Source organism: [Pantoea] beijingensis (assembly GCF_022647505.1).
In the GTDB taxonomy this organism is placed as follows: domain Bacteria; phylum Pseudomonadota; class Gammaproteobacteria; order Enterobacterales; family Enterobacteriaceae; genus Erwinia; species Erwinia beijingensis.
The window spans coordinates 3132974-3159053 of sequence record NZ_CP071409.1 but is presented as its reverse complement, the minus strand read 5'-3'; the positions used below and the strand labels follow the sequence as shown (position 1 = coordinate 3159053).

Here is a 26080-nt window from a genome sequence, read left to right as displayed (position 1 = left end):
CCCTTATAAATGCGCCATCAGCGTGAGCCTGACAGGGCATTCAGCAGATACTGTGGCAAGGCAAAGCTGCCAGTGTGGATCGCCGAATTGTAATACCGGCAGCTCAGGCCGGCTGCATCATATCGCGTCTTTAGCGTCGCGTAATCCATCTGACGTAGAGCTGGGTTATCGCTCGCCCATGCAAATGTCATGATGCCGCCATAATAGGTCGGGACAGCTGCCTGGTAAAAACTGACGTCTTTAAAATAGTGGCTCAGCTTGCGATGGCTGTTGACGGCCTCATCCTGCTGCAGAAAACATACGCCATTCTGTGCCACAAATATGCCATTTGGATTAAGGCAGCGATAACAGCCGGCATAAAATTCTGATGTAAACAGGCTCTCTCCCGGGCCAATGGGATCGGTACAGTCTGAAATAATGACGTCGAATGTCTCATTACACTGATTAACGAAGTTTACACCATCATCGATCACCAGGCGAAAACGCGGATCCTCATAGGCGCCTGCGCTGTGATTTGGCAGGTATTGACGACAAAACGTGACCACGCCTGCGTCAATCTCGACCATAGTGATGTGTTCAATATCGCGATGTCGGCTAACTTCGCGGAGCATAGCGCCATCGCCACCGCCAATAATCAACACTTTCTTTGCTGCACCATGGGCCAGCAGCGGCACGTGGGTCATCATTTCGTGGTAGATGAATTCGTCGCGCTCGGTGGTTTGTACCACACCATCCAGCGCCATAACACGACCTAAGGCCGCATTTTCGAAGATGATCAGATCCTGATGTTCTGTTTTTTCGCGATAAAGTACCTTATCGACGGAAAAATACTGTCCGAAACCGGCGTGAAGGGTTTCATACCACATTTCATTTTGGACCATGGTGGGGCTCTCCTCTATAGGCATATACCCGTCACATTTTCGCTTGCAGATTGGCGGGCTCCGCCGGTGAATCCCGATTGCATAACATTTTATGCTTTCAGAAATTAACAGGGGGCCGCTGCGATGCGGATGACGTCAGGTATAACCATGAAAATGGGCGGCACATAATAGCTAACAATGACCGTGGTTGCACGGTCATATTATCAGCAGGAAGGCAATCAAGATGGGTTATTTAACGTAGGCGAGCAGGCTGAGGGAATCGCGTGCTAAAGATTTGCATTTCTTATCATTAGAGATGGCGATCCCGCTTAAGTCGCGATAACTGTCTTCGCCAAGCGCCTTCATGTTATAGCTGTTGTAATTGGAAAGATCCCAGCGGTTCTGCTGTGCGAAGAACGTGAGCGCTTTACGAATTTGCGCATCGGGCAGATCCTGATAGCCGCAGTCATTTTTTAGATAGACAAAAACCGCCGTTAGATCGGCCATATCTTCAGCTTCTGACTCGCTAAGAGCAAAGCTGGTGGAGGAGAAGCCAAGTAGCCCTGACAGTAACAGAGCCTTGATGCTTTTCGTCATAATTCGTCTCATAAAGTTGCGATATACCCCTGATTCACTCAGGTTTCAGGGCGGCGGCAAACCCGCGACCAGGTGCTTACACTGGCAGATAACGACTGATCAGGCGGCGTTAACACACCTGAAGCCTAAACCCAAGGTATGGCGGACATAAAACTGACGTTAGCACAGTTAGCTGCAAGCTTCAGGCAATTTTACGTGCGGTTGCATTTTTCTCTGCAAAACGCTGTGATTTTGTGCGTTTTCAGCGCAGAAACGGGCCGCAGTGTTTTACCTTTATCCGCGAACCATCAGGCCCAATGCGGTATTCGTGCAATCATCAGGCAAGAGCGCAGAAATCCTCCCGGCCTCTTATGGCGGGGGCTGGCTATCCAACAGAATAAACGGCTTTTGGCATTCCTCCAGGGAACGGTTTAAGCTGCGTGATAACTTTCCCCTTTAAGGACAGATGATGTTACGCCGCGATTTTATCAAGCTGACTGCTGCGCTGGGTGCGGCAGGGGCGTTACCACTGTGGAACCTGAAGCTAATGGCTGCCACGCGTTTACCGCTGCCCATACCAGCGCTACTTAGCCCCGATGCGCGCAGCGAAATTACGCTGACTGCCCAGGCTGGCTTTACAACCTGGAACGGAAAGCAGGTCGCAAGCTGGGGTTATAACGGCAATCTGCTTGGTCCGGCGCTTGCGCTTGAGCGGGGTAGGCAGGTCACGATAAATATCGACAACCGCTTGCCTGAGGCCACCACGGTACACTGGCACGGGCTTGAAGTTCCGGGAGAAGTTGACGGTGGTCCACAGGCCCGAATTGAACCGGGTAAACAGCGTGTGGTGACCTTTACACCTGAACAGCCAGCGGCGACCTGCTGGTTCCATCCTCACCAGCACGGGGAAACGGGGTATCAGGTGGCACAAGGGTTGGCAGGCTTAGTAATTCTTAAAGATAACGATAGCGAAAAATTGCTGTTGCCAAAACTGTGGGGTGTCGATGATATTCCGGTGATCCTTCAGGATAAACAGCTCACTGACGATGGTTCGCGCATTGACTATCAGTTAGATATCATGCGTGCCGCTGTCGGCTGGTTTGGCAATATGATGTTGACCAACGGCGTGCAATACCCGCAGCATGCGGTGCCGCGTGGTTGGTTGCGGATGCGCCTGTTAAATGGGTGTAATGCACGTTCACTTCGTATATCGACCAGTGATAACCGCCCAATGTATGTGATTGGTAGCGACGGCGGCCTGTTGTCTGAGCCGGTGATGCTGACTGAATTATCGATGTTGCCGGGAGAGCGATTTGAAGTGATGGTGGATACCAAAGAGGGCAAACCCTTCGATCTTGTTACCCTGCCAGTACGCCAAATGGGCATGACGTTGATGCCTTTCGATCAGCCTTTACCCGTACTTAACATACTGCCGTTGAGTATCCAGGCCAGTGGTTCGCTGCCGGATAAGCTGGTTGCTGTTCCGCCGCTGCCCTCAATGGAAGGTATTAATACACGTACGTTACAGCTGACAATGGATCCTCAACTGGACAGGCTGGGCATGCAGGCCCTGATGCGCAAGTATGGTAATAAAGCAATGGCGGGTATGGGGATGGATGCTCACGATGGAATGGATGAGATGCGCGACGCAGAAGACAACGCGAGCGTGGAACATCACGATCATGAGGCGATGGCCGGAATGTCGCACGGTTCTGACGCGGGTGATTACGACTTCTCTCAGGGAAATAAAATTAACGGGCGGGCATTTGATATGGCGGAGCCCCTGTTTGATGTTCGTCTCGGCCAGTATGAGAAATGGACTATCTCCGGTGAGGGAGATGCGATGCTGCATCCTTTCCATATACACGGCACTCAGTTTCGTATTTTATCGGAAAACGGCAAAGCACCAGCTGCACATCGCAGCGGTTGGAAAGATACGGTTCGTGTAGAAGGATGGCGTAGCGAGGTGCTGGTGCGCTTTAACGCGGTTGCCAATACGCAAAACGCCTATATGGCGCACTGCCATTTGCTGGAGCACGAGGACACAGGGATGATGCTCGGGTTTACCGTCAGCTAATGCCGCTTTGAAAGAGCGGGAAAATGTGGAATATGACGTGATTTGCGAGGCAACAACCGCAAATCTGACAACAGTGACGTGAGCACGGTATCCGTTAGACGCCCTGGTTTCTCAGGGCGCTTGCTTCTGTCAGGCGAGTTCCAGCGCCAGGCGCAGATCCTCGATTAAATCCTCTTTATTTTCAATGCCTATCGATACGCGGATCGTTGATTCTTTGATCCCGATACGTTGACGTACGTCTGCAGGAACACCTGAGTGGGTGGTGCTTGCCGGGTGGCTGGCAAGTGATTCAGTGCCGCCTAAGCTAACGGCGAGTTTGAACAGCTGCAATGCATTCAATAGTTTAAATGAAGCTGTCTGTCCACCGCGTAAATCAAAAGAGAAGGTGGAACCGGCACCGCTGCATTGGGCGGTGAACGTTTTCCCGGCCGGAGACTGAGGATCGAGAAAGGGCAGATAATGAATATTTTCTACTTTAGGGTGATCGCGAAGGAAAAGGGCCACCGCCTCGGCGTTGCTGTTTGCGCGTTCCATACGCAAGGCCAATGTTTCCAGAGAACGACCAATCATCCAGCAGGAGTGGGGATCGAGTTGGGTGCCGATGGCACTGCGCAGCGCCTTAACCTGGCGTATGAGCGCCTTACTACCTAGTGCTGCGCCGGCGATAAGATCCGAATGTCCGCCAACATATTTGGTCAGCGAGTACAAAGAGATGTCAGCACCCTGTTCAATTGGGCGCTGGAATACGGGGCCTAGTAACGTATTATCGCAGGCGATAATGGGGCGATGCCCTTGACGTTGTTCGATGTTATCCGCTATGCGCCGGATCATCGCAATATCAACCAGACTGTTAGTTGGATTGGCGGGAGATTCAATCAGAATGACCGAGATACGTCCTTGCTGCAGTGCTTCGTCGGCGGCATGTTGTACCGATGCTTCAGTGATACCGTCGGCAAAGCCCACTGTCGCGACGCCCAGTTGGCGAAACGTTTTCGTCAACAGCGTTTCCGTACCGCCATACAGGGGTTGCGAATGCAAAATGGCATCACCTGGCTTTACAAATGCCAGAAGCGTAGTTGAAATTGCGGACATGCCGGAGGAGAAAAGCGCGCCGCTTTCCGTGCGTTCATAAATAGCCAGTCGATCTTCGACTATTTCACTATTGGGATGATTGAAGCGTGAGTAAACCAGCCCGGTTGAGCTTCCTTCCGGTGGCTCACGGCGTCCCGAAACGTAATCAAAGAAATCCCGACCTTCTTCTGCGGTTTTAAACACAAAGGTTGACGTCAAAAAAACCGGTGGTTTTACGGCACCTTCAGATAACGACGGATCATAACCATAGTTGAGCATCTGTGTTTCGGGTTGTAGCTCCCGCAGGCCAATATGGGTTTTCTTCGAGTGTGGGACGGTCATGCTTTCTCCTGCCTTAACGGCATATATCTTAATGTTGTCGTTGCTATCCGCCCCGTCTCTGGCACGCAGGCTACGATCGGTTACCGGCATCGGCACGCACGCGGAAAGGCATCCCCTACACGGGGAGGCAACTGGACGGTATAAATGATGTGGCAAGTCTTCCTATGCCATTATCCGCATAAGCTATCATGGCGCTGTTTGCGCGGATAAATGAATTAACGTTCTATCGATAAAACGATTAGCACTATAAAATAGTAACTGGCCTGGTTTTGGCAGTCTATCCATCCAGTCAGAGTGATGGCCATTTTTCTACGTCGATACCTAACAGCATGCGTAAACAGCGAAATGTGGTAGACTGCGCTGCTTTCACTCGCAACCAATCTGAACGCTATGAAACATACTGTAGAAGTCATGATCTCTGAAGCTGAGATCAAATCCCGCGTTGCCGAATTAGGCAAACAAATTTCAGAACATTATCGCGAGAGCGGCAGCGATATGGTGCTGGTTGGCCTACTGCGCGGCTCATTTATGTTTATGGCCGATTTATGCCGCGCCATTGATGTCTCCCACGAAGTGGATTTTATGACGGCTTCCAGCTACGGTAGCGGCATGTCCAGTACGCGCGATGTGAAGATCCTCAAGGATCTGGATGAAGACATTCGCGGTAAAGATGTCCTTATCGTTGAAGATATTATTGATTCCGGAAACACACTAAGCAAAGTGCGCGAAATATTGCGCCTGCGTGAACCAAAATCACTGGCGATTTGTACGTTACTGGATAAGCCAGAACGCCGCGAAGTGCAGGTGGAAGTGGAGTATGTGGGCTTCTCTATTCCGGATGAATTTGTGGTGGGGTACGGCATTGATTATGCCCAGCGTTATCGCCATCTGCCCTATGTTGGAAAAGTGATTATTCTGGAACCGTAATACTTTTTTGCTGTTTTTTATAGCACAAACAACTAAGGCCGGATTTTCCGGCCTGTTATAAAATGCCTTGCCTGCAATTAGCGTTGGAAATCGGGATCGGAAAGCAGGTTTGAAATGCCATGGCGGTAACGTTGTTCGAGGATTTCCCGGTTGGTTGCGGTCACCTTCAGATCGCGCAAGTAGCCATCCTGAATCCCGTAAACCCAGCCATGGATATTTACCTTCTGACCGCGTTTCCAGGCCGACTGCATAATAGTCGAATGGCCCAAGTTATAAACTTGCTCAATCACGTTGATTTCACAGAGTTTATCGAAGCGTTTTTCCGGCGGAAATTCGCCCAGTAATGAGCTATGTTTGTACCACAAATCACGGATGTGCAGCAGCCAGTTGTTGATTAACCCCAACTCTGGATTCTCAACCGCGGCCCGGACGCCACCACAACCGTAGTGACCACAGATGATGATGTGCTCAACTTCAAGCACTTCAACGGCGTATTGCACCACGGAAAGGCAGTTTAAATCGGTATGAATAACCAGGTTAGCAACATTGCGATGGACGAACAACTCACCGGGTTCAAGCCCTGTCAGACGCTCGGCAGGAACGCGGCTGTCAGAGCAACCAATCCACAGGAAACGGGGTTTTTGTGCATCGGCAAGGCGTTCGAAGAAACCCGGATCTTCTTCCACCAACAGTTTGGACCATTCACGGTTATTGCTGATAAGGGTATCAATGTCTTTCATGAAATTTCAGACCTGTAACAAGTCAAAGTGCGTTGCAGTACTATAGGCTAACGTCAGACGTTTTTAAACGACAAACAAAAAACCAATCAAACAGGGTACGCTTTTACCTATGACTTATGCACTGGAACTGGAAAAACTGGCTAAGACTTATTCCGGCGGCGTTCAGGCGCTCAAGGGGATTGATCTTAATGTTGAAGCCGGCGATTTCTATGCGCTCCTCGGCCCTAACGGTGCCGGTAAATCAACCACTATCGGGATTATTAGCTCACTGGTAAATAAATCATCCGGTAAAGTGCGCGTGTTTGGCTACGACCTTCAGCACGACGTGGTGAACGCTAAACGGCAGCTTGGCCTGGTGCCGCAGGAGTTTAATTTCAACCCCTTTGAGACAGTCATGCAGATTGTGGCAAATCAGGCAGGTTATTACGGCGTTGAAAAACGCGAAGCCCTGAAGCGTGCGGAAAAATATCTGAAACAACTCGATTTGTGGGATAAGCGTAGCGAACGTGCACGCATGCTTTCTGGAGGTATGAAGCGGCGGCTGATGATTGCGCGTGCGCTAATGCATGAACCTAAGTTGTTGATCCTTGACGAGCCAACAGCCGGGGTGGATATTGAGCTGCGCCGTTCAATGTGGGTTTTCCTGAAAGAGCTTAACGCTCAAGGCACCACCATTATCTTAACCACGCACTACCTTGAAGAAGCAGAAATGCTGTGCCGCAATATCGGTATCATCCAGAGTGGCGAGCTGGTGGAAAATACGTCCATGAAAGCGCTGCTTTCCAAATTAAAATCCGAGACCTTTATTCTTGATTTAGCCCCTAAAAGTCCGTTGCCACAGCTTGATGGTTTCCAATATCGTTTGATGGATACTTCAACGTTGGAAGTGGAGGTGATGCGTGAGCAGGGCCTGAATAGCGTGTTCAGTCAACTGAGCGCGCAGGGCATTCAGGTGCTGAGTATGCGTAATAAAGCTAACCGTCTGGAAGAGCTATTCGTTGGCCTGACGCAGGGTAAGACAGGAGAAAAGGCATGACACATTTGTACTGGGTGGCGCTGAAGAGTATTTGGGGCAAAGAGGTAAACCGGTTTGCGCGCATCTGGATCCAGACGCTGGTGCCGCCGGTTATCACGATGACGCTCTATTTTATCATTTTCGGTAATTTGATCGGCGCGCGTATTGGCGATATGCATGGCTTCAGTTATATGCAGTTTATCGTTCCCGGGCTGATTATGATGGCGGTGATCACTAACGCCTATGCTAACGTTGCTTCGTCGTTTTTTAGCGCTAAATTCCAGCGCAATATAGAAGAGTTGCTGGTCGCACCGGTCCCCACCCATATTATTATTGCGGGTTATGTCGGTGGTGGCGTAGCACGTGGTTTGTGTGTGGGGGTATTGGTCACGGCGATTTCGCTCTTTTTTGTGCCCTTTCAGGTTCACTCCTGGTCAATGGTGGCGATTACGCTGCTGCTGACGGCGATACTGTTCTCCCTCGCCGGTTTATTGAACGCCGTTTTTGCACGAACATTTGATGACATCAGCCTGATCCCGACGTTCGTGCTGACGCCGTTAACCTATCTTGGCGGTGTTTTTTACTCCCTGACGCTGTTACCCCCTTTCTGGCAATCGGTTTCGAAGCTGAATCCCGTTGTCTACATGATTAGTGGTTTTCGTTACGGTTTTCTCGGTATTAACGATGTGCCACTGATATTCACTCTGTCAGTGTTAGTCGCCTTTATCGTGGTATTTTATGCCGTGGTGTGGGGGTTGATACAGCGTGGGCGCGGGCTGCGGACGTAAGTTTCGTCGCCGCTTCTATTCAGCCTGATAGCGGGTGGCAGGGCCGGAAAATAATGGCCCTGCCACTGAAGTCTGCTCTACACGCAACCGATGAACGGTAGCAAACGAGCTGTGATATCTCGTCCGTATTACTGAATGGACGGGGGCTGATAGCGTGATGCTTCCTGGGATTAAACCTGGTATCCACCATTCAGGCGTTTCAGTACCATGCCACGTATGGCGGAGAAGGATTCAGCCATCTCAGCGTTATTCAATTCGTAATGCTCATCGTAAATATCACAGTTTATAGTGATCATACCGTGCCAGCTATAGGTTGTGCCTTGATAGGGGTCTGCCCCTGAGACTTGTTTGAACAGACGGTAAAAACCCACTATTGGAAGGTCACCTTTTTTCCCTTTTAGTTTGCTATTAGAGGAGACCTGTGAAAGGTAGGTGCTGACGTTGACCAGTCCGGTAATAATATGCATGCAGTGATTGAATATCATTGCCCGTCCTGCTATTTTTTTCAGCGTTTGGGTGGTTTCATCGTCCCCCATCTCACCTGCATTGACCTGAGCGGCAAGCTGGTCAATGTCGTGTTGCAGCTCACTCACAATTTGTCGGACGGATTCGGCCAGACGGAAGTGATCGATAAGATGCTGATTAACCTCCACACTGTTGATTCCCTCCATAGTGCTGAGCTTCGCGATATAAGCTGTATAATAATCATTATCCATTTTCTCATTGGGTGTATTTCCGGATAATTGAGTCAATTCAGAAATAATATTCAGGGCGTCCCGGTAAGTCTTTCTGTAGATGGGCGTTTCGGCGCGTAGTTCAAGAACGTTAGGGCGCTCGCCGGTATAAACGCCTGAATTCATCGCCAGCAACATATGTCTGGCGACCTTAAGGCCTCGCCTGTGTCCGGGGACCTGTCCTTGGATGCTGTTTTCCAATCCCATCGTAATGTGCCCTTGATGAAGAATTAGAGGCGTAATCGGGATGTTTTTTGTGCGTTGTTTCTCGTTAAGCTGTGAGCTTCCTATTGCATCTATCAGTAACCTGGCTCTATCTGATTCCGACATATTTCCAATATCTGTATCAGAAAGATGCTGATATTTTTCGAGTTGCAATACTTCAGATGTGAGCGCGCGCGTTAAATCGTCGATATCTATATAGACGTTGAGTTTTCCTCTGTCGAGCATACCGCACAGATGGCGCAGAAGATCCGATTGTAAACCCACATTTTCCGTGAGGGGGTGGTCATAGATTTTCTGTAGCATGATACGCACATCATCATCCTCCACCTTGTTGATCATAGCCTCAAGTTCGCTCAGACGGCGAACCTGTAATCTCGATTTGCCGATCATCGAGTGTGGAATTTCCAGTTCGCTACCATTTGCGCGAACCACGGGTTTAAGCAGGGCCGATATATTGCTACCCATATCTGTCCAGAGTGACGTTTTTACCTTTGCAGGGGACCGATTCGCAGCATGGCTCGTTGTGATATAGGCCTCGACCATTTTCGCCCGATAATCCTGTTGGGTTGGCCGCGGGGGAGAATAACGAGAAACGGCGGTCCAGATGGCGTGAAGATTCAGATACTTTCTTCTGCTCTGCTGGTGCTTTTGCAAAATATTCAAATCAGCAGGTGGTTTTTCCGGGGGCAGGGTATTTTCTTTCGTCCCGGCGGAGTTCTCCGGTTGTTCTACGGATTGAACAGGCAAATAGCCGGGACTGAGCGAGGATACTGTAGACATGTCGGTTTTTCTTCGGTTGGTCGCGGCTGTGTAGCGTAGAGAATAAATTTTTCAATGAGTGGCTTCTGGTGGCTAAAAGTTCTGTCACAGGCAGAATAAATATTAATAAAGAATGGTGAGCCTTAAGGGGGCTGACTGGCAAAAGAGGACGGCGGCTACAGGAAAACAGAATCAGGCGGTAATCCTGATGGTGGCGTCGGAAAGAAGTCAGGAGGGCGAAGCCCTCCTGTTGGATGAAATAAAATCAGGCCAGCTGAACGGGAACCGATTTTGCTAAACGTTTCATCTCATTATCACCTTCAAAATAGGCCACTTTCGGCTGCCACTGGCGGGCCTGTTCGTCAGCCATCTGAACGTAAGAACAGATAATGAGAATATCTCCTTCACATGCACAGCGGGCTGCCGCGCCGTTAACGGAGATGATTTTCGAGCCCCGCTCGGCAGAGATAGCGTAGGTAGAGAAGCGCTGCCCGTTATTCACGTTGTATATATCGATTGCTTCGTACTGAAGAATTCCTGACGCATCGAGGAAATCCTGATCGATAGCGCAGGAGCCTTCATAGTGCAGATCGGCCTGGGTGACTTTGACTCGATGCAACTTGCCTTGCAACATGGTGCGTATCATAACTCTGTTACCTTGCGTATCTGTATCCGCCCTTGTCGAAGGGCTGAGGTGTCGGTTTTGCTCAACCCCTGATGTTTATTGACAGGGGCTTTCAAAAACGGATGTCAGTACCATCCGATATTCATACGATGCCTACAGCGTCAGATCGACCTGTTTATTGTCGATAAGACGTGCATTACCCAGCCAGCCAGCCATCAGAATAACGGCACTTTGACTCTCTGTCGTTAGCGGCAGGAGCGTCCCGGCATCACAGATCGCCAGGCCATCCGGGCGAAATCCTTTCTCAATAAGCTCCGCTTCTGCATCGGCAATGAGTTGTTCGACATGGCGTTCTCCATTAGACATTTTCTCCGCCATGCTGTTCATGACCTTACTGAGTCCCGAAGCCAGCTTGCGTTCATCTGCCGTCAGGTAGCCGTTACGCGAGCTCAATGCCAGACCGTCTTTTGCGCGTACCGTGGGCACGCCAATAATATCAATATCGTAGCCCATATCGGCTACCATCTTACGGATCAGTGCCAACTGCTGGAAATCCTTCTCACCAAAGCAGGCGAGATCCGGCTGCACCAGATTGAACAACTTGCTGACAATAGTAGAGACGCCGCGAAAATGGCCGGGACGGCTTGCCCCCTCCAGCAGACTGGATATGCCCGGTACTTCAACAAATGTCTGAGTGTCCAGACCTTGTGGATAAACATCGGCGGGCGCGGGTGAAAATACCAGGTCAACGCCGCGGCGATTTAGCTTTTCACAATCCTCCTGCAGCGTGCGGGGATAGCGTGCCAGGTCGTCCGGACGGTCAAACTGCATTGGATTGACGAAAATACTGACCACCACAATATCCGCACGCTCACGGGCTTCATCGACCAGAGTCATATGGCCTTCATGCAGGTTGCCCATCGTCGGGACCAGCGCGATGCGTTTGCCATCCTGACGCCAACGACGAATTTCACGGCGCAGTATCGGCAGCGTTTCAATAATCAGCACAGATCTTCTCCTGGGTTAGTGGAAACTATGTTCTTCAGCAGGGTAACTCCCCGCTTCCACTTCGGTAATATACTGGCGCACAGCGGCACGAATGTCCCCGGCCGGCGTCAGGAAATTTTTAGCAAATTTGGGGATGTGGCCACCGGTAATACCTAACGCGTCATGCATGACCAGAATTTGTCCGTCGGTGACATTGCCGGCACCAATGCCAATGACCGGGATGGTTAGCGCATTCGTAACGCGTTCTGCTAAGGTGACCGGAACGCACTCTAATACCATCAGTTGGGCACCCGCAGCCTCAAGAGCCAGAGCATCTTCCAGCAGGCGGTCGGCATCGGCACTGTCACGTCCCTGGATCTTATAACCGCCAAAGATATTAACGGACTGTGGCGTCAGGCCAAGATGACCACAAACCGGAACTGCACGTTCGGTGAGCTGCCTGACGGTTTCTGCCAGCCATTTACCGCCCTCCAGTTTTACCATATTGGCACCGGCACGCATTAACTGTGCGGCGTTACTGAAGGTTTCATCAGGGGTGGCATAACTCATAAAAGGCAGATCGGAAAGCAACAGGGTGCCAGGGGCCCCGCGGCGAACGGCTTGAGTATGATAAACGATATCGGCGATGGTAACCGGCAACGTAGAGTCGTGCCCCTGGACCGTCATGCCCAGAGAATCGCCCACCAGCATTACCTGAATGCCTTCATCTGCAAAAAGTTTGGCAAAGCTAAAATCATAAGCGGTGATTGAAGCGAACTTGCGACCAGTTTGTTTCCACTGGCGCAGATGAGAAATGGTGGTAGGTTTCATGATTATCTCGGAGCAACAAATTTTGATAGCGCAGTGTAATGGATCGTCAATACCTGGGGAAAGGCTGTTTTTAGTCGTAAGCGTTTTAGTGGAATGCTGCGGTTATTCTATTCGGGCATATGCTCACGAAGAGCGAAGAGATGATCGGCGCAGCACTACCACGGCTGGATGTCGCTGGCATCCAGAGTGTCCAGAATGTCTTTCGCACGGGTACCATCAGGGAACATGATATCCGGAGCTATTTCAACCAGCGGTACCAGCATGAACGCACGATTTTTCATATCGTAATGCGGCACGATAAGGCGCTCGTTGTGCAGAGTGAGCGAACCATATAGCAGAATATCTAAATCAAGCGTACGGGCCCCCCAGCGCATTGCTTTACGGACACGGCCTTGCTGTAGCTCAATACGTTGCGTGTTGTCTAACAGCGTTTCGGGTGGCAAGAGAGTATCCAGCGCAATAACGGCGTTGAGATAATCCGGCTGATCGGGTGGGCCATAAGGCGGGGTGCGGTAAAAGGAAGAGCAGGCAAGCATCCTGCTGTCCGGCAGTGCGTCCAGTGCATCAAGCGCGTTTTGCACCTGATGCAGCGGATCGGCAAGGTTACTGCCTAAGGCAATATAAACGCGATTCATGCGTTGTTGCTGTCCCGGCGCGGTGCCGATCCAGGAATACGTTTGCGTGGCCGCCGGACGCGTTTACGCGGGACCGGATCGTCACCCAGGGTGTTCAGCATGTTTTTTTGCTGAGGTGGCGCTGAAACCTGAAATTCGCTCCACCAGGTGGAAAGCCTTTGCAGTTCGTGGTTGTTTTCAACTTCAGCACGTAAGGCCAGCAGATCGTAGGCTGCACGGAATTTTGGATGCTCCATCAGTTTCCATGCACGTTTGCCATGACGACGCGGTAGGCGAAGCTGCAACTGCCAGATATCACGCACCAGCGTAGTAATACGTTTAGGGATCGCCAGCGCACGACAAGCTTCATCCAGTACGTCGTTCATTGCCAGTGCAAATGCATCGTACCAGGCGAGACCGCTTTCCTGCGCAATTTTCTGTGCGGCTTCTTGCTGGGGATACCAGAACATGGCGGCGAACAGAAAGGCCGGATTGACGCGCATCTGGTTATGAATACGATTGTCGGTGTTTTTCAGCACCTGTATCACCATGCGCTCCATCGCGCTATCACCTTGCTCGGTAAAGTAACGTGTGATAATCGGGAACAATGGTTGAAAAAGCTGATATTCACGCAGCTGCAAATAGGTCGTGTAGCCATAGCCAGCCTGCAATAGTTTAAGCGCTTCTTCGAATAAACGCGCCGGCGGAATATCCTGTAGTAACGTAGCGAGACGCGGGATTGGCTCGGCGGTTTCGGCCGCAACGGTCATGCCCAGCTTGGCTGAAAAACGGACCACGCGCAGCATGCGTACTGGATCTTCCCGGTAACGCGTTTCAGGATCGCCAATCAGGCGAATAATCCCCTGTTGCAGATCGTTCAGGCCACCGACGTAATCACGTACGGTAAAATCAGCTACGCTGTAGTACAGGCTATTGATGGTGAGATCGCGGCGCTGGGCATCATCTTCAATTGACCCAAAAATATTATCGCGCAGTAGCATGCCGTTTTCACCGCGCTGAGAGCCGTTACGATCGTCGGGCAACGTTTCTGCCTGATGGTGGCCGCGAAACGTTGCAACTTCAATAACTTCCGGACCAAACATGACGTGGGCCAGGCGAAAGCGACGCCCAACCAGGCGGCAATTGCGAAACAACTTACGCATCTGCTCCGGCGTGGCGTTAGTGGTCACGTCAAAGTCTTTTGGTTTTTTACCCAGCAGCAAATCGCGTACGCCGCCACCTACCAGATAGGCTTCGTAACCGGCTTTATTCAGGCGGTAGAGCACTTTGAGGGCATTTTCGCTGATGTCTTTACGCGAGATTGTGTGGCGGTCACGGGGAATGATCGTCATATGACGGACTTCCTCAACCACGGTTGGTGCCTCATCTTCGCGATTCAGGACTTTTCGGCAAAAATTAGCAACTCGGGTAAAAATGGGACACCTCGATAGTGACTAAGAAATAGGGGCGGTAAAAACAGCGGCTAATCATAGCTTAGTGAGAACGATTTGAGAATGCTGAAGTCATTGCTTCCGCTCCCGCTGCGTCATGGTGTGGGATTTTTGTGACATCCCACCGTTGAATTGCCTGCTTTAACAGACTTTCCAGTGATTCATCCTGCCAGCCAGTGTGTACTGACTGTCCTAAAAAACGTAATGCGCCGATAAGTGCCGGGCGCGGATCGCTTTTCGCCAGTGCGGGGGCATGGTTTTGTTTTGATAGTTTATTGCCATCATTATTCAGTACTAACGGTAAATGCAGATAGGCCGGTGTTTTCCAACCGAGCTGTTCAAACAGCGTGATTTGTCGTACTGTCGGCTCAATCAGATCGGCGCCACGTACGACTTCGGTAATCCCCTGGAAATGATCGTCAACCACCACCGCAAGATTGTAAGCAAACAGGCCATCACGGCGGTGAATAATAAAATCTTCTTGTGCCAGCGCAGCATCGACACTGATTTGACCGCGCAAGACATCGTGAAAACGGGTAACGGGAGCCGTCTGTCTCAGACGTAAAGCTGCGTTGTCGGCGCGGTGCTGCAGGTTTCGGCAGTGCCCATCATAATGCCCGCCAAGCTGCTGAATTCGGCTGCGGGGGCAGGTACAAAAATAGCTTTGCCGATTTTCACGTAACCAGACAAGAATGTCACGATAAGCTTCATGGCGCTGCGATTGCCAAACTACCTCACCGTCCCAGTGCAGGCCGTAGTGTTCTAACTGACGTAGAATTTGTGCCGCAGCTCCCGGGACTTCCCGTGGCGGATCGATATCTTCAATTCGCACGCACCAGTTTCCCTGCTGCGAACGGGCCTGAAGATAGCTACCCAGCGCGGCAATCAGTGAGCCGAAATGAAGTTCACCAGAAGGAGAGGGGGCAAAACGCCCAATATAGGAAAGTGGCATCATTGAAAGACGGAGAGCAGTGAAGCGGTTGTTACCCCAGCTTCACTGCAACATCCGTATGCCGTTAACCGGCCATTTGCTTCTCACGAATTTCCGCGAGCGTTTTGCAATCGATACAAAGGTCAGCGGTCGGACGTGCTTCAAGGCGGCGGATACCAATTTCAACACCACAGGAATCACAGTAGCCGAAATCGTCGTCTTCAACCTTCTTCAGCGTCTTCTCAATTTTTTTGATCAGCTTACGCTCGCGGTCACGGTTACGCAGTTCGAGGCTAAATTCTTCTTCCTGAGCGGCACGATCGACCGGATCGGGGAAGTTTGCTGCTTCGTCCTGCATGTGAGTGACTGTACGATCGACTTCATCCCTAAGTTGATTACGCCACGCTTCAAGGATTTTCTTGAAGTGCTCCAGCTGGGCTTCATTCATATACTCTTCGCCTGGTTTCTCTTGGTACGGCTCCACCCCAGCGATGGCGAGAATACTCAGGGACGATGTTTTACGGTTTTGCCCTTCTTGCATGTTGTTTCTCCTGGATAACACGCACTATCGATCCCCAAAGGGGAAAAAAACAGGCCGCTATAAATAACAGAAGCGATTAAGGTTGGCAATTATTCCTGAACATGTCTTGACAAGCCTGTGAGGAAAAGCGTATTTAGCACATCGCTAAAAAACCTATAAAGCGATTCTATAACAGCAAAATGCGCGAAATATTACAACTCCACATGTAGCGACTTTTTCAGACTCAGTCCGGCTGGTGAAAATTGCGCCTTATAGCAGAGCAGCTCAACGCCATTCTGCTGTGCCTGTGCCAGTAGTTCTGCATAACGCGCGTCGATATGACGTGCCGGGGAGACGTCCTCAATCCCCGAGTGCAAAACGGCAAAAAAGAGAACCGCTCGCTCGCCGCTTTCGGCTATTTTGATCAGCTCACGAAGATGTTTCTGACCGCGCTCGGTAACCGCATCCGGGAAATACCCTTTATTCTGCTGTAATAGCGTAACGGATTTCACTTCAATATAGCAGTTGCGGCGCGTCTCTGCCTGTAGCAGAAAATCGATGCGGCTGCGTTCCGCACCGTACTTAACCTCGGCTTGCAGTGACGTATAGCCGGCTAATTCCTGAATTGTCCCGTCGGCAATGGCTTCGCGCACTAAGGCATTAGCTCGCAGCGTATTGACGCATATCCAGTGCCCGTTTTGCGTTTCCGTCAGCTCCCAACTGTGGGGATATTTGCGCGTTGTGCTCGCGGATGTGGAGTACCACACCGTATCGCCGGGCGTGGCACAACCGGTCATGGCACCCGTATTGGCACAATGTAACGTCATCGTCGTGCCCTCTGGCGTGATCACATCGGCCAGAAAGCGCTTATAACGAGTCACCAGACGTGCGGGCTTCAGTGCGGGAAAATAGTCCATAATAAGTCCTGTTTACGATGTTAAAGGCCAGCTTTCGATACTCTGATAGCGCATACGCCCTTTTTCAAAAAGCGAGTGATATAACGCAAAGCGTTCGACGGTGAATTGCCAGTGAAAGTGGCGAGATGGCATGGCAACAGGCCGATTAGCATTACGCAGCAGGCTAATATGCGGGTGAAAAGGATAAGGGCTTTGCGCACATCCGCTGCGCGCAGCCTGAGAGCGCAGAATGTCCGCCAGTTGCACTAAGCCGCGAGGGGCCTGGCGCGGCCCTAACCAGACGATACCCGGCCGCGGCCAGTGCCCCGCGTCATCAATATTCAATACGAAAGGTGATTGACGAATACGTCCAGCCTGCTTGCTGAGCGCCAGTGCCTTTTCATCGCTGACGTCACCTAAAAAGGCCAGCGTCAAATGCAGGCTGGCCGCGGGCAACGGACGCCCGGCGTCCGCTTCAAATGCGCCTGCGCGCCAGCGAATAATTTCCTGTTGTATCGGCTCAGGCAAAGCGATGCCGAAGAATAAACGGCGAGCGGGCATGGCGTCCTCCGGTAATGAATTCAGAGGAATGCTACAATGCCTGCCACTTTAAGACCACGCTGTTACGGAGTTTTCGTGTGAGCCCATTACCGGTTAGTGCGGTATTGCCAGAGTTATTAGCGGCGCTAAAGCATTCCCCTCAGGTGTTGCTTGCCGCGCCAACCGGTGCGGGGAAATCGACCTGGCTACCGCTTCAAATTCTGCAACAGGCGGATTTTGAGGGGCGAATTTTACTGCTGGAACCTCGACGTTTGGCCGCTCGCAATGTTGCACAGCGACTGGCGGAGCAGTGTAACGAAGAACCCGGCGGGACCGTAGGCTATCGTCTGCGCGCTGAAACGCGTGTGGGGAGAAATACTCGGCTGGAGGTGGTCACCGAAGGGATCTTAACTCGCATGCTCCAGCAGGATCCAATGCTTGACGGCGTGTCACTGGTGATCCTGGATGAATTCCATGAGCGCAGCCTGCAGGCCGATCTGGCGCTGGCGCTGTTGCTTGACGTCCAGCAAGGCCTGCGTGACGACCTGAAAATTTTGTTGATGTCGGCAACGCTGGATAATCAACGTTTAAGTCAGATGCTGCCTGATGCGCCGGTGATTATTTCTGAAGGGCGCAGCTTTCCGGTGGAGCGCCGCTATAGTGCCCTGCAGACGCAGTTGCGTTTTGAGGATGCTGTTGCGCGTGAAGTCAGCCAGTTGCTGCGCAGTGAAACAGGTTCGCTGCTGCTTTTTCTGCCGGGGGTGGGTGAAATTCAGCGGGTTAAAACCCTGCTAATGGACCGCATTGATCCTGATGTAGATCTCTGCCCGTTATACGGTGCGTTATCGCTCAGCGAGCAGCAACGTGCGATCCTGCCTGCGGCAGACGGGCGGCGAAAAGTGGTACTGGCAACCAATATTGCGGAAACCAGCTTAACCATTGAAGGCATTCGTTTGGTGGTGGACAGCGGGACCGAGCGTACGGCGCGTTTTGATGTGCGAACCGGAATAACACGGTTGCAAACGCAGCGGATCAGTCAGGCCTCGATGACGCAGCGTGCGGGACGAGCCGGACGTCTTGCGCCGGGTATCTGCCTGCATTTAATCAGCAAAGAGCAGGCGGAGCGTGCCGCGATGCAAAGTGATGCAGAAATACTGCACAGCGATCTTGCGTCGTTATGGTTGGATATCGTGCTATGGGGCTGCCATGACAGTACCCAGCTAAGGTGGCTTGATTTGCCACCCGCACCTGCATTACAGGCGGCTCAACGCTTATTATGCCGCCTCGGTGCGACGGCGGAGAATGGATCGCTAACCGGAAAAGGCCGCAAGCTGTCGCCGCTTGGCAGCGATCCGCGTTACGGGGTATTGCTGCTTGAGGCCGGAGATGATGCTGACCGAGTGGCGACGGCGGCGCGATTAGTGGCGATGCTGGAAGAGCCGCCGCGCGGAGACTATATCGATCTTCGCGAGAGTTTCTCACGTAATGAACCACACTGGCAGCGCCGGGCGCAGCAGTTGCAAAACAGGCTGAATAGCCGTGGCGGTAGCCCGGATAGTGAGCTGATTGCACCGCTATTGGCGGCAGCCTTTCCTGATCGTATTGCGCGGCGGCGCGGGCAGGACGGGCGTTATCAACTGGCCAACGGAACAGGTGCGGTAGTGGATCGCGAACACGCGTTAACGCGGAGCGAATGGCTTATTGCGCCGCTGCTACTGCAGGGAAACGCCCAGCCGGATGCCCGCATTCTGCAGGCCATCCCGGTGGATATTGAACGGCTTATCCGCCAGTGTCCGCAACTGGTTGAGTCGAATACCGCCGTTGAATGGGATGACGCGAAAGGCACGCTTAAAGCCTGGCGAAGGGACGCGATTGGCGCGCTGGTGTTGAAAGCCCATCCTCTGGCCAGGCCGGATAGCGATGAGCTGCATGCGGCGATGCTGAACTGGATACGCGAAAAGGGGTTATCGGTACTCAACTGGTCACCGGATGCGGTGCAGCTGCGTCAGCGTTTACAGTGTGCGGCACAATGGTTGCCTGAGGGTGAATGGCCTGTCTGCGATGATGTTACTTTACTGGCGACGCTGGAGCGCTGGCTGCTGCCAATGATGAGTGGCGTGCAGGAGCTGAAAGCGCTGCGGCAGATCAGCCTGGACAGCGCATTATTACAATTACTCACATGGTCGCAACGTCAGCGGCTGGATAGTGCGTTGCCAACTCATTACACTGTGCCGACGGGAAGTCGGTTACCGATCCGTTATGATGCGACGCTTCCACCTGTACTGGCCGTGCGCCTGCAGGAAATGTATGGCGAATCGCAAAGTCCGTGCATAGCGGAAGGGCGCGTACCGCTGGTGCTTGAGCTACTTTCGCCTGCGCAGCGCCCTTTACAGATTACCCGAGATCTTGCAGGATTCTGGCGTGGTGCCTGGGCCGAGGTGCAAAAAGAGATGAAAGGGCGTTATCCGAAGCACCTTTGGCCGGACGATCCGGCTAATGCGCTGCCAACAAAACGCACCCGAAAGTTTTCTCCGCCCTCCTGAGGGGCGTAAAAAAGGATCTCTTGAATGTAAGAGGGGCCGAGAATCACGGTCGTTTCCAATAAATTTGCCGTCATTATCGTGACGGAGAAGGGCGCCGTGCGGCGATAGCGTTAAGGATGACGGAGATATTTAGGAAGGTTCTTCTTTCCTAATGTAAAGAGTAAGAAGAGAGTAGTCGGCCTTGCCGACGACTATCCCTGGAGAAATGAAACCAATGTCTGGGAACGATCGCGAACCTATTGGGCGCAAAGGAAAACAATCTTCACCGCCGCGTAAGCCGGCGGGACGGGGTCGCCGCAGGGAAGATGATTATGATGAAAAATTTGAGGATTATCAGGACGATCCTGATAATGATAATGAGGAGATAGAGCCGGTGCCGCGTAAAGGAAAAGGGCGTTCGCCACGTAAAAAGAGAGGTTGGTTAGGCTTAATCATTAAGCTGTTGCTGATCTTTATTGTGGCGATGGTGGTGTACGGTGTGTATCTCGACTCACAAATTCGCAGTCGTATTGACGGCAAGGTGTGGCAATTGCCTGCAACGGTATATGGCCGTATGGTCAGCCTTGAACCGGGTATGTCGTATAATAAGCAGGAGATGGTCGCACTGCTGGAAGGCACGCAGTATCGCCAGGTGTCGCGCATGACGCGTCCGGGCGAATTTACCGTGCAGGCCAATAGTATTGAGATGATCCGTCGTCCGTTTGATTTCCCCGACAGCAAAGAGGGGCAAATTCGCGCACGTTTATCTTTCAGCAACGGTGAGCTAAGCGAGATTAAGAACCTCGACAGCGGACGTGATTTTGGCTTTTTCCGCCTCGATCCCCGCTTGATCACCATGCTGCAGTCGCCAAACGGCGAGCAACGCCTGTTCGTGCCGCGTGCTGGCTTCCCGGATCTGCTGGTGGATACGCTGGTGGCGACCGAAGACCGCCATTTCTACACGCATGACGGTATCAGCTTTTACTCGATCGGCAGGGCGTTTCTCGCCAACATCACCGCAGGACGCGCGGTACAGGGCGGCAGTACGCTGACGCAGCAACTGGTGAAAAACCTGTTCCTGACTAACGAACGTTCGCTGTGGCGCAAGGCCAATGAAGCGTATATGGCGCTGATCATGGACGCGCGGTACAGCAAAGATCGTATCCTTGAGTTGTACCTGAATGAGGTTTACCTCGGTCAAAGTGGTAGCGATCAAATTCGCGGCTTCCCGCTGGCAAGTCTGTACTATTTTGGTCGCCCGGTAGATGAGTTAAGCCTCGATCAGCAAGCGCTGCTGGTGGGGATGGTAAAAGGTGCGTCGCTGTATAATCCGTGGCGCAATCCGCAACTTTCACTGGAGCGTCGTAACCTGGTACTGCGTCTGTTGCAGCAGCAGAAGGTGATCGACCAGGAATTGTACGACATGCTGAGCGCGCGCCCGTTAGGCGTACAGCCAAAAGGCGGCGTGATTACACCACAGCCTGCGTTTATGCAGATGGTGCGTAATGAGCTACAGCAGAAGCTGGGTGATAAGATCAAAGATCTCTCCGGCGTGAAAATTTTCACCACGCTGGATTCGGTATCGCAGGACGCGGCGGAAAAATCGGTGGAAGAGGGGATCCCGGCTCTGCGCAAACAGCGCGGTTTGAAGGATCTTGAAACCGCGATGGTGATTGTGGATCGTTTCAGCGGCGAAGTCCGTGCGATGGTCGGTGGTGCCGATCCGCAGTTTGCCGGTTATAACCGTGCTTTACAGGCGCGCCGTTCGATTGGTTCACTGGCGAAACCTGCGACCTACCTTACCGCGCTGGGTCAGCCGGATAAATACCGACTGAATACCTGGATTGCTGATAACCCAATTGCATTGAAGCAACCAAACGGACAAATCTGGAAGCCGCAAAATGACGATCGTCAGTTTAGCGGTCAGGTCATGTTGGTGGATGCGCTGACGCGTTCAATGAACGTACCCACGGTCAATCTGGGGATGACGTTGGGTTTACCGCAGGTGGTGGATACCTGGACGAAGCTTGGTGTGCCAAAAGAGCAGCTAAATTCTGTTCCGGCCATGCTGCTGGGTGCGCTTAATCTCACGCCAGTTGAAGTGGCTCAGGCATTCCAGACTATTGCCAGCGGGGGGAATCGTGCGCCGCTTTCTGCATTACGTTCGGTGATCGCGGAAGATGGTACCGTGCTTTACCAAAGCTTCCCGCAGGCAGAACGAGCCGAACCGGCGCAGGCTGCCTATCTGACGCTTTATGGTATGCAACAGGTCGCAGAGCGTGGCACGGCGCGTGCGCTGGGGGCATTGTTCCCGAATGCGCACCTTGCCGCGAAAACCGGTACCACCAACAATCTGGTGGACAGCTGGTTTGCCGGTATCGATGGCAAAGAAGTCGCGATTACCTGGATTGGTCGTGATAACAACCAGCCGACCAAACTTTATGGGGCTTCAGGTGCGATGCAGATTTATCGCCGCTATCTGAATAACCAGGCCCCTATGCCGCTGACCTTAACGCCTCCGGAAGATATCGCACCAATGAGCGTAGACTCGGCCGGTAATTTTGTTTGCGGGACGGGCAGCAGCAGTTGGCGTACGTTGCCGGTCTGGACCACGGATGCTAACGCGCTGTGCCAACAGCAACAGCAGCAGTTCCAGCAGCAGCAGCAGCAGCAGCAACAACAACAACAGTCGCCGCAGGAACAGAAAGATGGCGATGGCGTTGCGGGCTGGATAAAAGATATGTTCGGCAACAAATAACGACGGGTTAACGTCTGGCCCTGAAGTATCAACCGTGATAGTGGAACAGGTGGCTTTATCTGTTCCGCTATCACGGAAAACCGCTCTACAGTTTAAGTAACCCCCTTTTCTGGCTTGATCCTCTCCTGCATTTTTACTTGCGAATATTCGTTTATTTCGCCTATGATAATGCACTATTGTTAATAGTTATCATTTGCATTCTTATTTCGATTTTCATTTGATCTCTTTGAATCCAGAGAAATACCCCCATGAGTAATGCCACATTTATTTTATTCATTACTAAGTTAATTCCGGGTTCTTCATGCAGTAGGTTGGCCGTACTGGCTGCGTTATTGCCCGGTATTATGGTTTTTACAGCCGCAGGTAATAATACGTTGGTCGTTGATGCCGCGGGGGGGACAACTCATGAAAGTGCGTGGGGGCCTTCCCCGACTATCGCAGCGAAAAAGAGCGCGACAGGAACGAAAACGGAGACCCCGATAGAGAAAAATCCGCAATCCGTTTCGATTGTGACGCGAGAAGAACTGGATATTCATCAGCCGACCTCGGTGAAAGCGTCGCTGGGTTATACGCCCGGTGTGACGGTGGCTTCACGAGGCGCTTCAAACACCTATGATGCTGTCCTGATCCGTGGCTTTGGCTCGGTTAACCAGAATAACTACCTGGATGGTTTGAAATTGCAGGGCGACTTTTTCAATGAGGCGGTCATCGATCCTTATATGCTGGAGCGCGTTGAGTTAATGCGCGGTCCCACATCGGTCTTGTATGGAAAAAGTAGCCCAGGCGGCATCATTGCGATGGTCAGTAAGCGCCCTGTACAGGAAACGCTGCGCGAAGTGCAGTTCAAAATGGGCAGCGATAATCTGTTCCAGACAGGCTTTGATTTCGGGGGCGCTCTTGATGATGAGGGCAGGTACTCTTACCGCTTAACCGGGCTGGCGCGTGATGCGGATGAACAGCAAAATTTTGCGGATGAAAAGCGTTTTGCTATTGCCCCCTCCTTCAACTGGCGTCCGAATGATAAAACCAGCCTGACGTTGCTTGCCAATATTCAGAATGAGCCATCGTTAGGCTATTACGGCTGGCTGCCGCGGAGTGGGACCGTCGATCCGCTGCCGACGGGTTCACGCTTATCGCCGACGTTTAACGAAGGGGCGACCAATAATATGTATGCCCGCCAGCAACGTATGCTGGGTTATAGCGCTGAGCATGCACTCAATAATACCTTCATTGTGCGCCAGAATCTGCGTTATATGCAGTTGCGTACCGATCAAAATAATGTTTACGGTACAGATATTTGTACGGCGGCAAGTCTTAGCTGTTCTGGTGTTGCGCCGGGCGAGCTGAATCACTATCTGAGTCGCAGTACCATCGTTTCTCGTGAAAAGCTGAATGCGTTTGCGCTGGATAACCAGCTTGAATCTAAATTTGAGACGGGCGAGGCCAGCCATACGCTGTTAGCAGGCGTTGACTACCAGCGTACGCGCAATGATGTCAGTGCTCTGTTCGGCTCAGCTCCGGCATTAGATCTTTATGATCCACAATTTGATGATTTTGATTTTCCTTCCGCCCCCGGATATCAATTAAACCGCCAGCAACAAGTGGGTCTGTATGCTCAGGAACAGGGGGAGTGGCACCGCTGGGTAATGACGCTTGGTGGGCGCTATGACTGGCTGAAACAATCGACGTTAACCCGCAGCAGCAGTACGACTACCGAACGTAAAGATGGGCAGTTTACGGCCCGGGCCGGTCTGAATTACGTATTTGAAAACGGTATTTCTCCTTATCTCAGTTATAGCGAATCATTCGAGCCCAATTCAGGTGCCAGTTTTGATGGTCAGACATTTGCTCCGTCAAAAGGACGTCAGTATGAGGCAGGGGTTAAATATGTGCCGCAAGACCGGGCCATTGTCCTGACCGGTGCACTCTATCAACTGACGAAAACCAATAACCTGACAGCCGACCCTGAACACGCCTTTTTTAATATTGCCAGCGGTGAAGTGCGTTCGCGTGGCGTAGAGCTGGAAGCGAAAGCGGCCCTGAACGCAAACATTAATATGACCGCCTCTTATACCTATACCGACGCAAAATATACCCAGGACACCCTGCTGCAGGATAAGCAGCCGGTACAGATCCCGCGCAATATGGCTTCACTGTGGGGAGATTACACTTTCCATGAAGGGGTATTCTCCGGGCTGACGTTGGGAACCGGCGCTCGCTATATAGGGGCCAGCTATGGCGATCCAGAAAATAGCTTTAAATCAGAAAGCGCCACCTTAGCCGATGCGGTGGTGAAATATGATCTGGGGAGCTTAGGGCTGGATGGGTCTTCCGTTGCGCTAAATGTGAATAATTTGTTCGATCGCCATTATGTCTCCAGTTGTTTTGCACAACAGGGGTGTTTCTGGGGGGCCGAACGCCAGATTGTGGCAACGGCGACCTTCCGTTTCTGATGTTCAACTGACGCGGCTCGCTGCGTCCGCCAATGTTAAGATAGCTATGCACGCACAGGACACAACCTTCACGCTGGATAACGTAAGTTTTACCGTTCCCGGCCGCACGCTTTTGCACCCGCTTTCGCTTAGCTTTCCCGCAGGAAACGTGACCGGCCTGATTGGTCATAATGGCTCGGGGAAATCGACCCTTCTGAAGATGCTTGGTCGTCACCATGCGGCAACCCACGGCAAAGTGCTGCTGAATGATTGCCCGGTTTCTGACTGGAACAGTAAAACCTTTGCTCGACAGGTGGCTTTTTTACCTCAGCAATTGCCGGCCGCGGAAGGAATGACCGTGCGTGAACTGGTGGCGATAGGGCGTTATCCGTGGCACGGCGCGCTGGGCCGCTTTGGTCTTGAGGATCGTGAACGAGTGAATGAAGCTATCCGCCTGGTTGGTCTGGAACCCTTTGCATCCCGACTGGTAGATAGCCTCTCGGGTGGCGAGCGTCAGCGGGCCTGGTTGGCGATGCTGGTGGCACAAAATAGCCGCTGTTTGTTGTTAGATGAGCCGACTTCCGCACTGGATATTGCGCATCAGGTAGAGGTGTTAGCGCTGATTCAGCGCCTCAGCCATCAGCGCGGGCTCACTGTGATTGCTGTATTACACGATATTAATATGGCGGCGCGCTATTGCGATCGTTTGGTCGCACTGCGTGGCGGTGAGGTGATTGCACAGGGGAGCCCTGCTGACATTATGCGCAGCGACGTACTGGAAAAAATTTATGGCATCGCCATGGGTATCCTGCCGCATCCGCAGGGTGGGGCGCCGGTCAGTTTTGTTTACTGAAAAGGA

22 protein-coding genes are annotated in these 26080 nt (G+C 52.0%); 8 read left to right on the top strand and 14 right to left on the bottom strand.

Annotated elements, in window-relative coordinates; genetic code table 11:
• Window positions 1–17 precede the first annotated feature (17 nt).
• Together speE and J1C60_RS14385 are read right to left on the bottom strand one after the other, a co-directional pair.
• Window positions 18–881 (bottom strand): polyamine aminopropyltransferase, encoded by an 864-nt coding sequence (gene speE / locus J1C60_RS14390; RefSeq protein ID WP_128179511.1) that lies wholly within the window; start codon window positions 879–881, stop codon window positions 18–20.
• A 228-nt stretch (window positions 882–1109) separates the two neighbouring features.
• Entirely contained in the window at window positions 1110–1457 is a 348-nt protein-coding gene (locus tag J1C60_RS14385; protein WP_128179510.1) for a YacC family pilotin-like protein, read from the bottom strand.
• A 448-nt stretch (window positions 1458–1905) separates the two neighbouring features.
• On the opposite strand from J1C60_RS14385, the gene cueO reads away from it, so the two are divergent.
• Window positions 1906–3513 carry a multicopper oxidase CueO gene (gene cueO, locus J1C60_RS14380; protein ID WP_128179591.1) on the top strand — a complete coding sequence of 536 codons (1608 nt, stop codon included), beginning with the start codon at window positions 1906–1908 and terminating at the stop codon, window positions 3511–3513.
• 129 nt (window positions 3514–3642) lie between these two features.
• On the opposite strand, the gene J1C60_RS14375 is transcribed toward cueO, so the two are convergent.
• Window positions 3643–4926, bottom strand: coding sequence for a cystathionine gamma-synthase family protein (locus J1C60_RS14375; protein WP_128179509.1), 1284 nt, complete (start codon window positions 4924–4926; stop codon window positions 3643–3645).
• Window positions 4927–5316: 390 nt separating this feature from the next.
• Between J1C60_RS14375 and hpt the strand changes: the two genes are divergently transcribed.
• Complete coding sequence (gene hpt / locus J1C60_RS14370) at window positions 5317–5853, top strand: hypoxanthine phosphoribosyltransferase (RefSeq protein WP_128179508.1); 537 nt, start codon at window positions 5317–5319, stop codon at window positions 5851–5853.
• 77 nt (window positions 5854–5930) lie between these two features.
• On the opposite strand, the gene can is transcribed toward hpt, so the two are convergent.
• Entirely contained in the window at window positions 5931–6593 is a 663-nt protein-coding gene (can, locus tag J1C60_RS14365; protein ID WP_128179507.1) for a carbonate dehydratase, read from the bottom strand.
• A 109-nt stretch (window positions 6594–6702) separates the two neighbouring features.
• Between can and J1C60_RS14360 the strand changes: the two genes are divergently transcribed.
• Window positions 6703–7629: an ABC transporter ATP-binding protein gene (locus J1C60_RS14360; protein WP_128179506.1), complete on the top strand. Its 927-nt coding sequence runs from the start codon at window positions 6703–6705 to the stop codon at window positions 7627–7629.
• A complete protein-coding gene (locus J1C60_RS14355) occupies window positions 7626–8396 on the top strand; it encodes an ABC transporter permease (protein WP_128179505.1) in 771 nt (256 codons plus the stop codon). Before J1C60_RS14360 ends, J1C60_RS14355 begins: the two co-directional genes overlap by 4 nt.
• Before the next feature lie 170 nt (window positions 8397–8566).
• Here the strand turns inward: J1C60_RS14355 and J1C60_RS14350 are convergent, their stop codons facing one another.
• The 10 genes from J1C60_RS14350 to thpR form a co-directional block, all read right to left on the bottom strand.
• Entirely contained in the window at window positions 8567–9898 is a 1332-nt protein-coding gene (locus tag J1C60_RS14350) for a hypothetical protein (protein WP_128179504.1), read from the bottom strand.
• 481 nt (window positions 9899–10379) lie between these two features.
• The gene (gene panD / locus J1C60_RS14345; RefSeq protein ID WP_128179503.1) at window positions 10380–10760 is read right to left on the bottom strand and encodes an aspartate 1-decarboxylase; all 381 of its coding nucleotides are present in this window, start codon (window positions 10758–10760) and stop codon (window positions 10380–10382) included.
• A 132-nt stretch (window positions 10761–10892) separates the two neighbouring features.
• Window positions 10893–11747 carry a pantoate--beta-alanine ligase gene (gene panC, locus J1C60_RS14340; protein ID WP_128179502.1) on the bottom strand — a complete coding sequence of 285 codons (855 nt, stop codon included), beginning with the start codon at window positions 11745–11747 and terminating at the stop codon, window positions 10893–10895.
• A gap of 15 nt (window positions 11748–11762) precedes the next feature.
• The gene (gene panB, locus J1C60_RS14335; RefSeq protein ID WP_128179501.1) at window positions 11763–12557 is read right to left on the bottom strand and encodes a 3-methyl-2-oxobutanoate hydroxymethyltransferase; all 795 of its coding nucleotides are present in this window, start codon (window positions 12555–12557) and stop codon (window positions 11763–11765) included.
• A gap of 155 nt (window positions 12558–12712) precedes the next feature.
• Window positions 12713–13192, bottom strand: coding sequence for a 2-amino-4-hydroxy-6-hydroxymethyldihydropteridine diphosphokinase (gene folK, locus J1C60_RS14330; protein ID WP_128179500.1), 480 nt, complete (start codon window positions 13190–13192; stop codon window positions 12713–12715).
• Window positions 13189–14607 (bottom strand): polynucleotide adenylyltransferase PcnB, encoded by a 1419-nt coding sequence (gene pcnB / locus J1C60_RS14325; RefSeq protein ID WP_128179499.1) that lies wholly within the window; start codon window positions 14605–14607, stop codon window positions 13189–13191. Before pcnB ends, folK begins: the two co-directional genes overlap by 4 nt.
• A 58-nt stretch (window positions 14608–14665) precedes the next feature.
• Entirely contained in the window at window positions 14666–15577 is a 912-nt protein-coding gene (gluQRS, locus tag J1C60_RS14320; RefSeq protein ID WP_375139784.1) for a tRNA glutamyl-Q(34) synthetase GluQRS, read from the bottom strand.
• Between the two features lie 61 nt (window positions 15578–15638).
• The gene (gene dksA / locus J1C60_RS14315; RefSeq protein ID WP_017800386.1) at window positions 15639–16094 is read right to left on the bottom strand and encodes an RNA polymerase-binding protein DksA; all 456 of its coding nucleotides are present in this window, start codon (window positions 16092–16094) and stop codon (window positions 15639–15641) included.
• 191 nt (window positions 16095–16285) lie between these two features.
• Complete coding sequence (gene sfsA, locus J1C60_RS14310; protein WP_128179498.1) at window positions 16286–16990, bottom strand: DNA/RNA nuclease SfsA; 705 nt, start codon at window positions 16988–16990, stop codon at window positions 16286–16288.
• A gap of 12 nt (window positions 16991–17002) precedes the next feature.
• Window positions 17003–17530, bottom strand: a complete 528-nt coding sequence (gene thpR / locus J1C60_RS14305) for an RNA 2',3'-cyclic phosphodiesterase (RefSeq protein ID WP_128179497.1) — start codon at window positions 17528–17530, stop codon at window positions 17003–17005.
• A 77-nt stretch (window positions 17531–17607) separates the two neighbouring features.
• On the opposite strand from thpR, the gene hrpB reads away from it, so the two are divergent.
• The 4 genes from hrpB (at window position 17608) to fhuC (ending at window position 26074) form a co-directional block, all read left to right on the top strand.
• Window positions 17608–20052: an ATP-dependent helicase HrpB gene (hrpB, locus tag J1C60_RS14300; protein ID WP_128179496.1), complete on the top strand. Its 2445-nt coding sequence runs from the start codon at window positions 17608–17610 to the stop codon at window positions 20050–20052.
• Window positions 20053–20266: 214 nt separating this feature from the next.
• Window positions 20267–22789: a bifunctional glycosyl transferase/transpeptidase gene (mrcB, locus tag J1C60_RS14295; RefSeq protein ID WP_128179495.1), complete on the top strand. Its 2523-nt coding sequence runs from the start codon at window positions 20267–20269 to the stop codon at window positions 22787–22789.
• Window positions 22790–23037: 248 nt separating this feature from the next.
• Entirely contained in the window at window positions 23038–25242 is a 2205-nt protein-coding gene (gene fhuA, locus J1C60_RS14290; protein WP_128179494.1) for a ferrichrome porin FhuA, read from the top strand.
• A gap of 46 nt (window positions 25243–25288) precedes the next feature.
• Entirely contained in the window at window positions 25289–26074 is a 786-nt protein-coding gene (gene fhuC, locus J1C60_RS14285) for a Fe3+-hydroxamate ABC transporter ATP-binding protein FhuC (protein WP_128179493.1), read from the top strand.
• Window positions 26075–26080 lie beyond the last annotated feature (6 nt).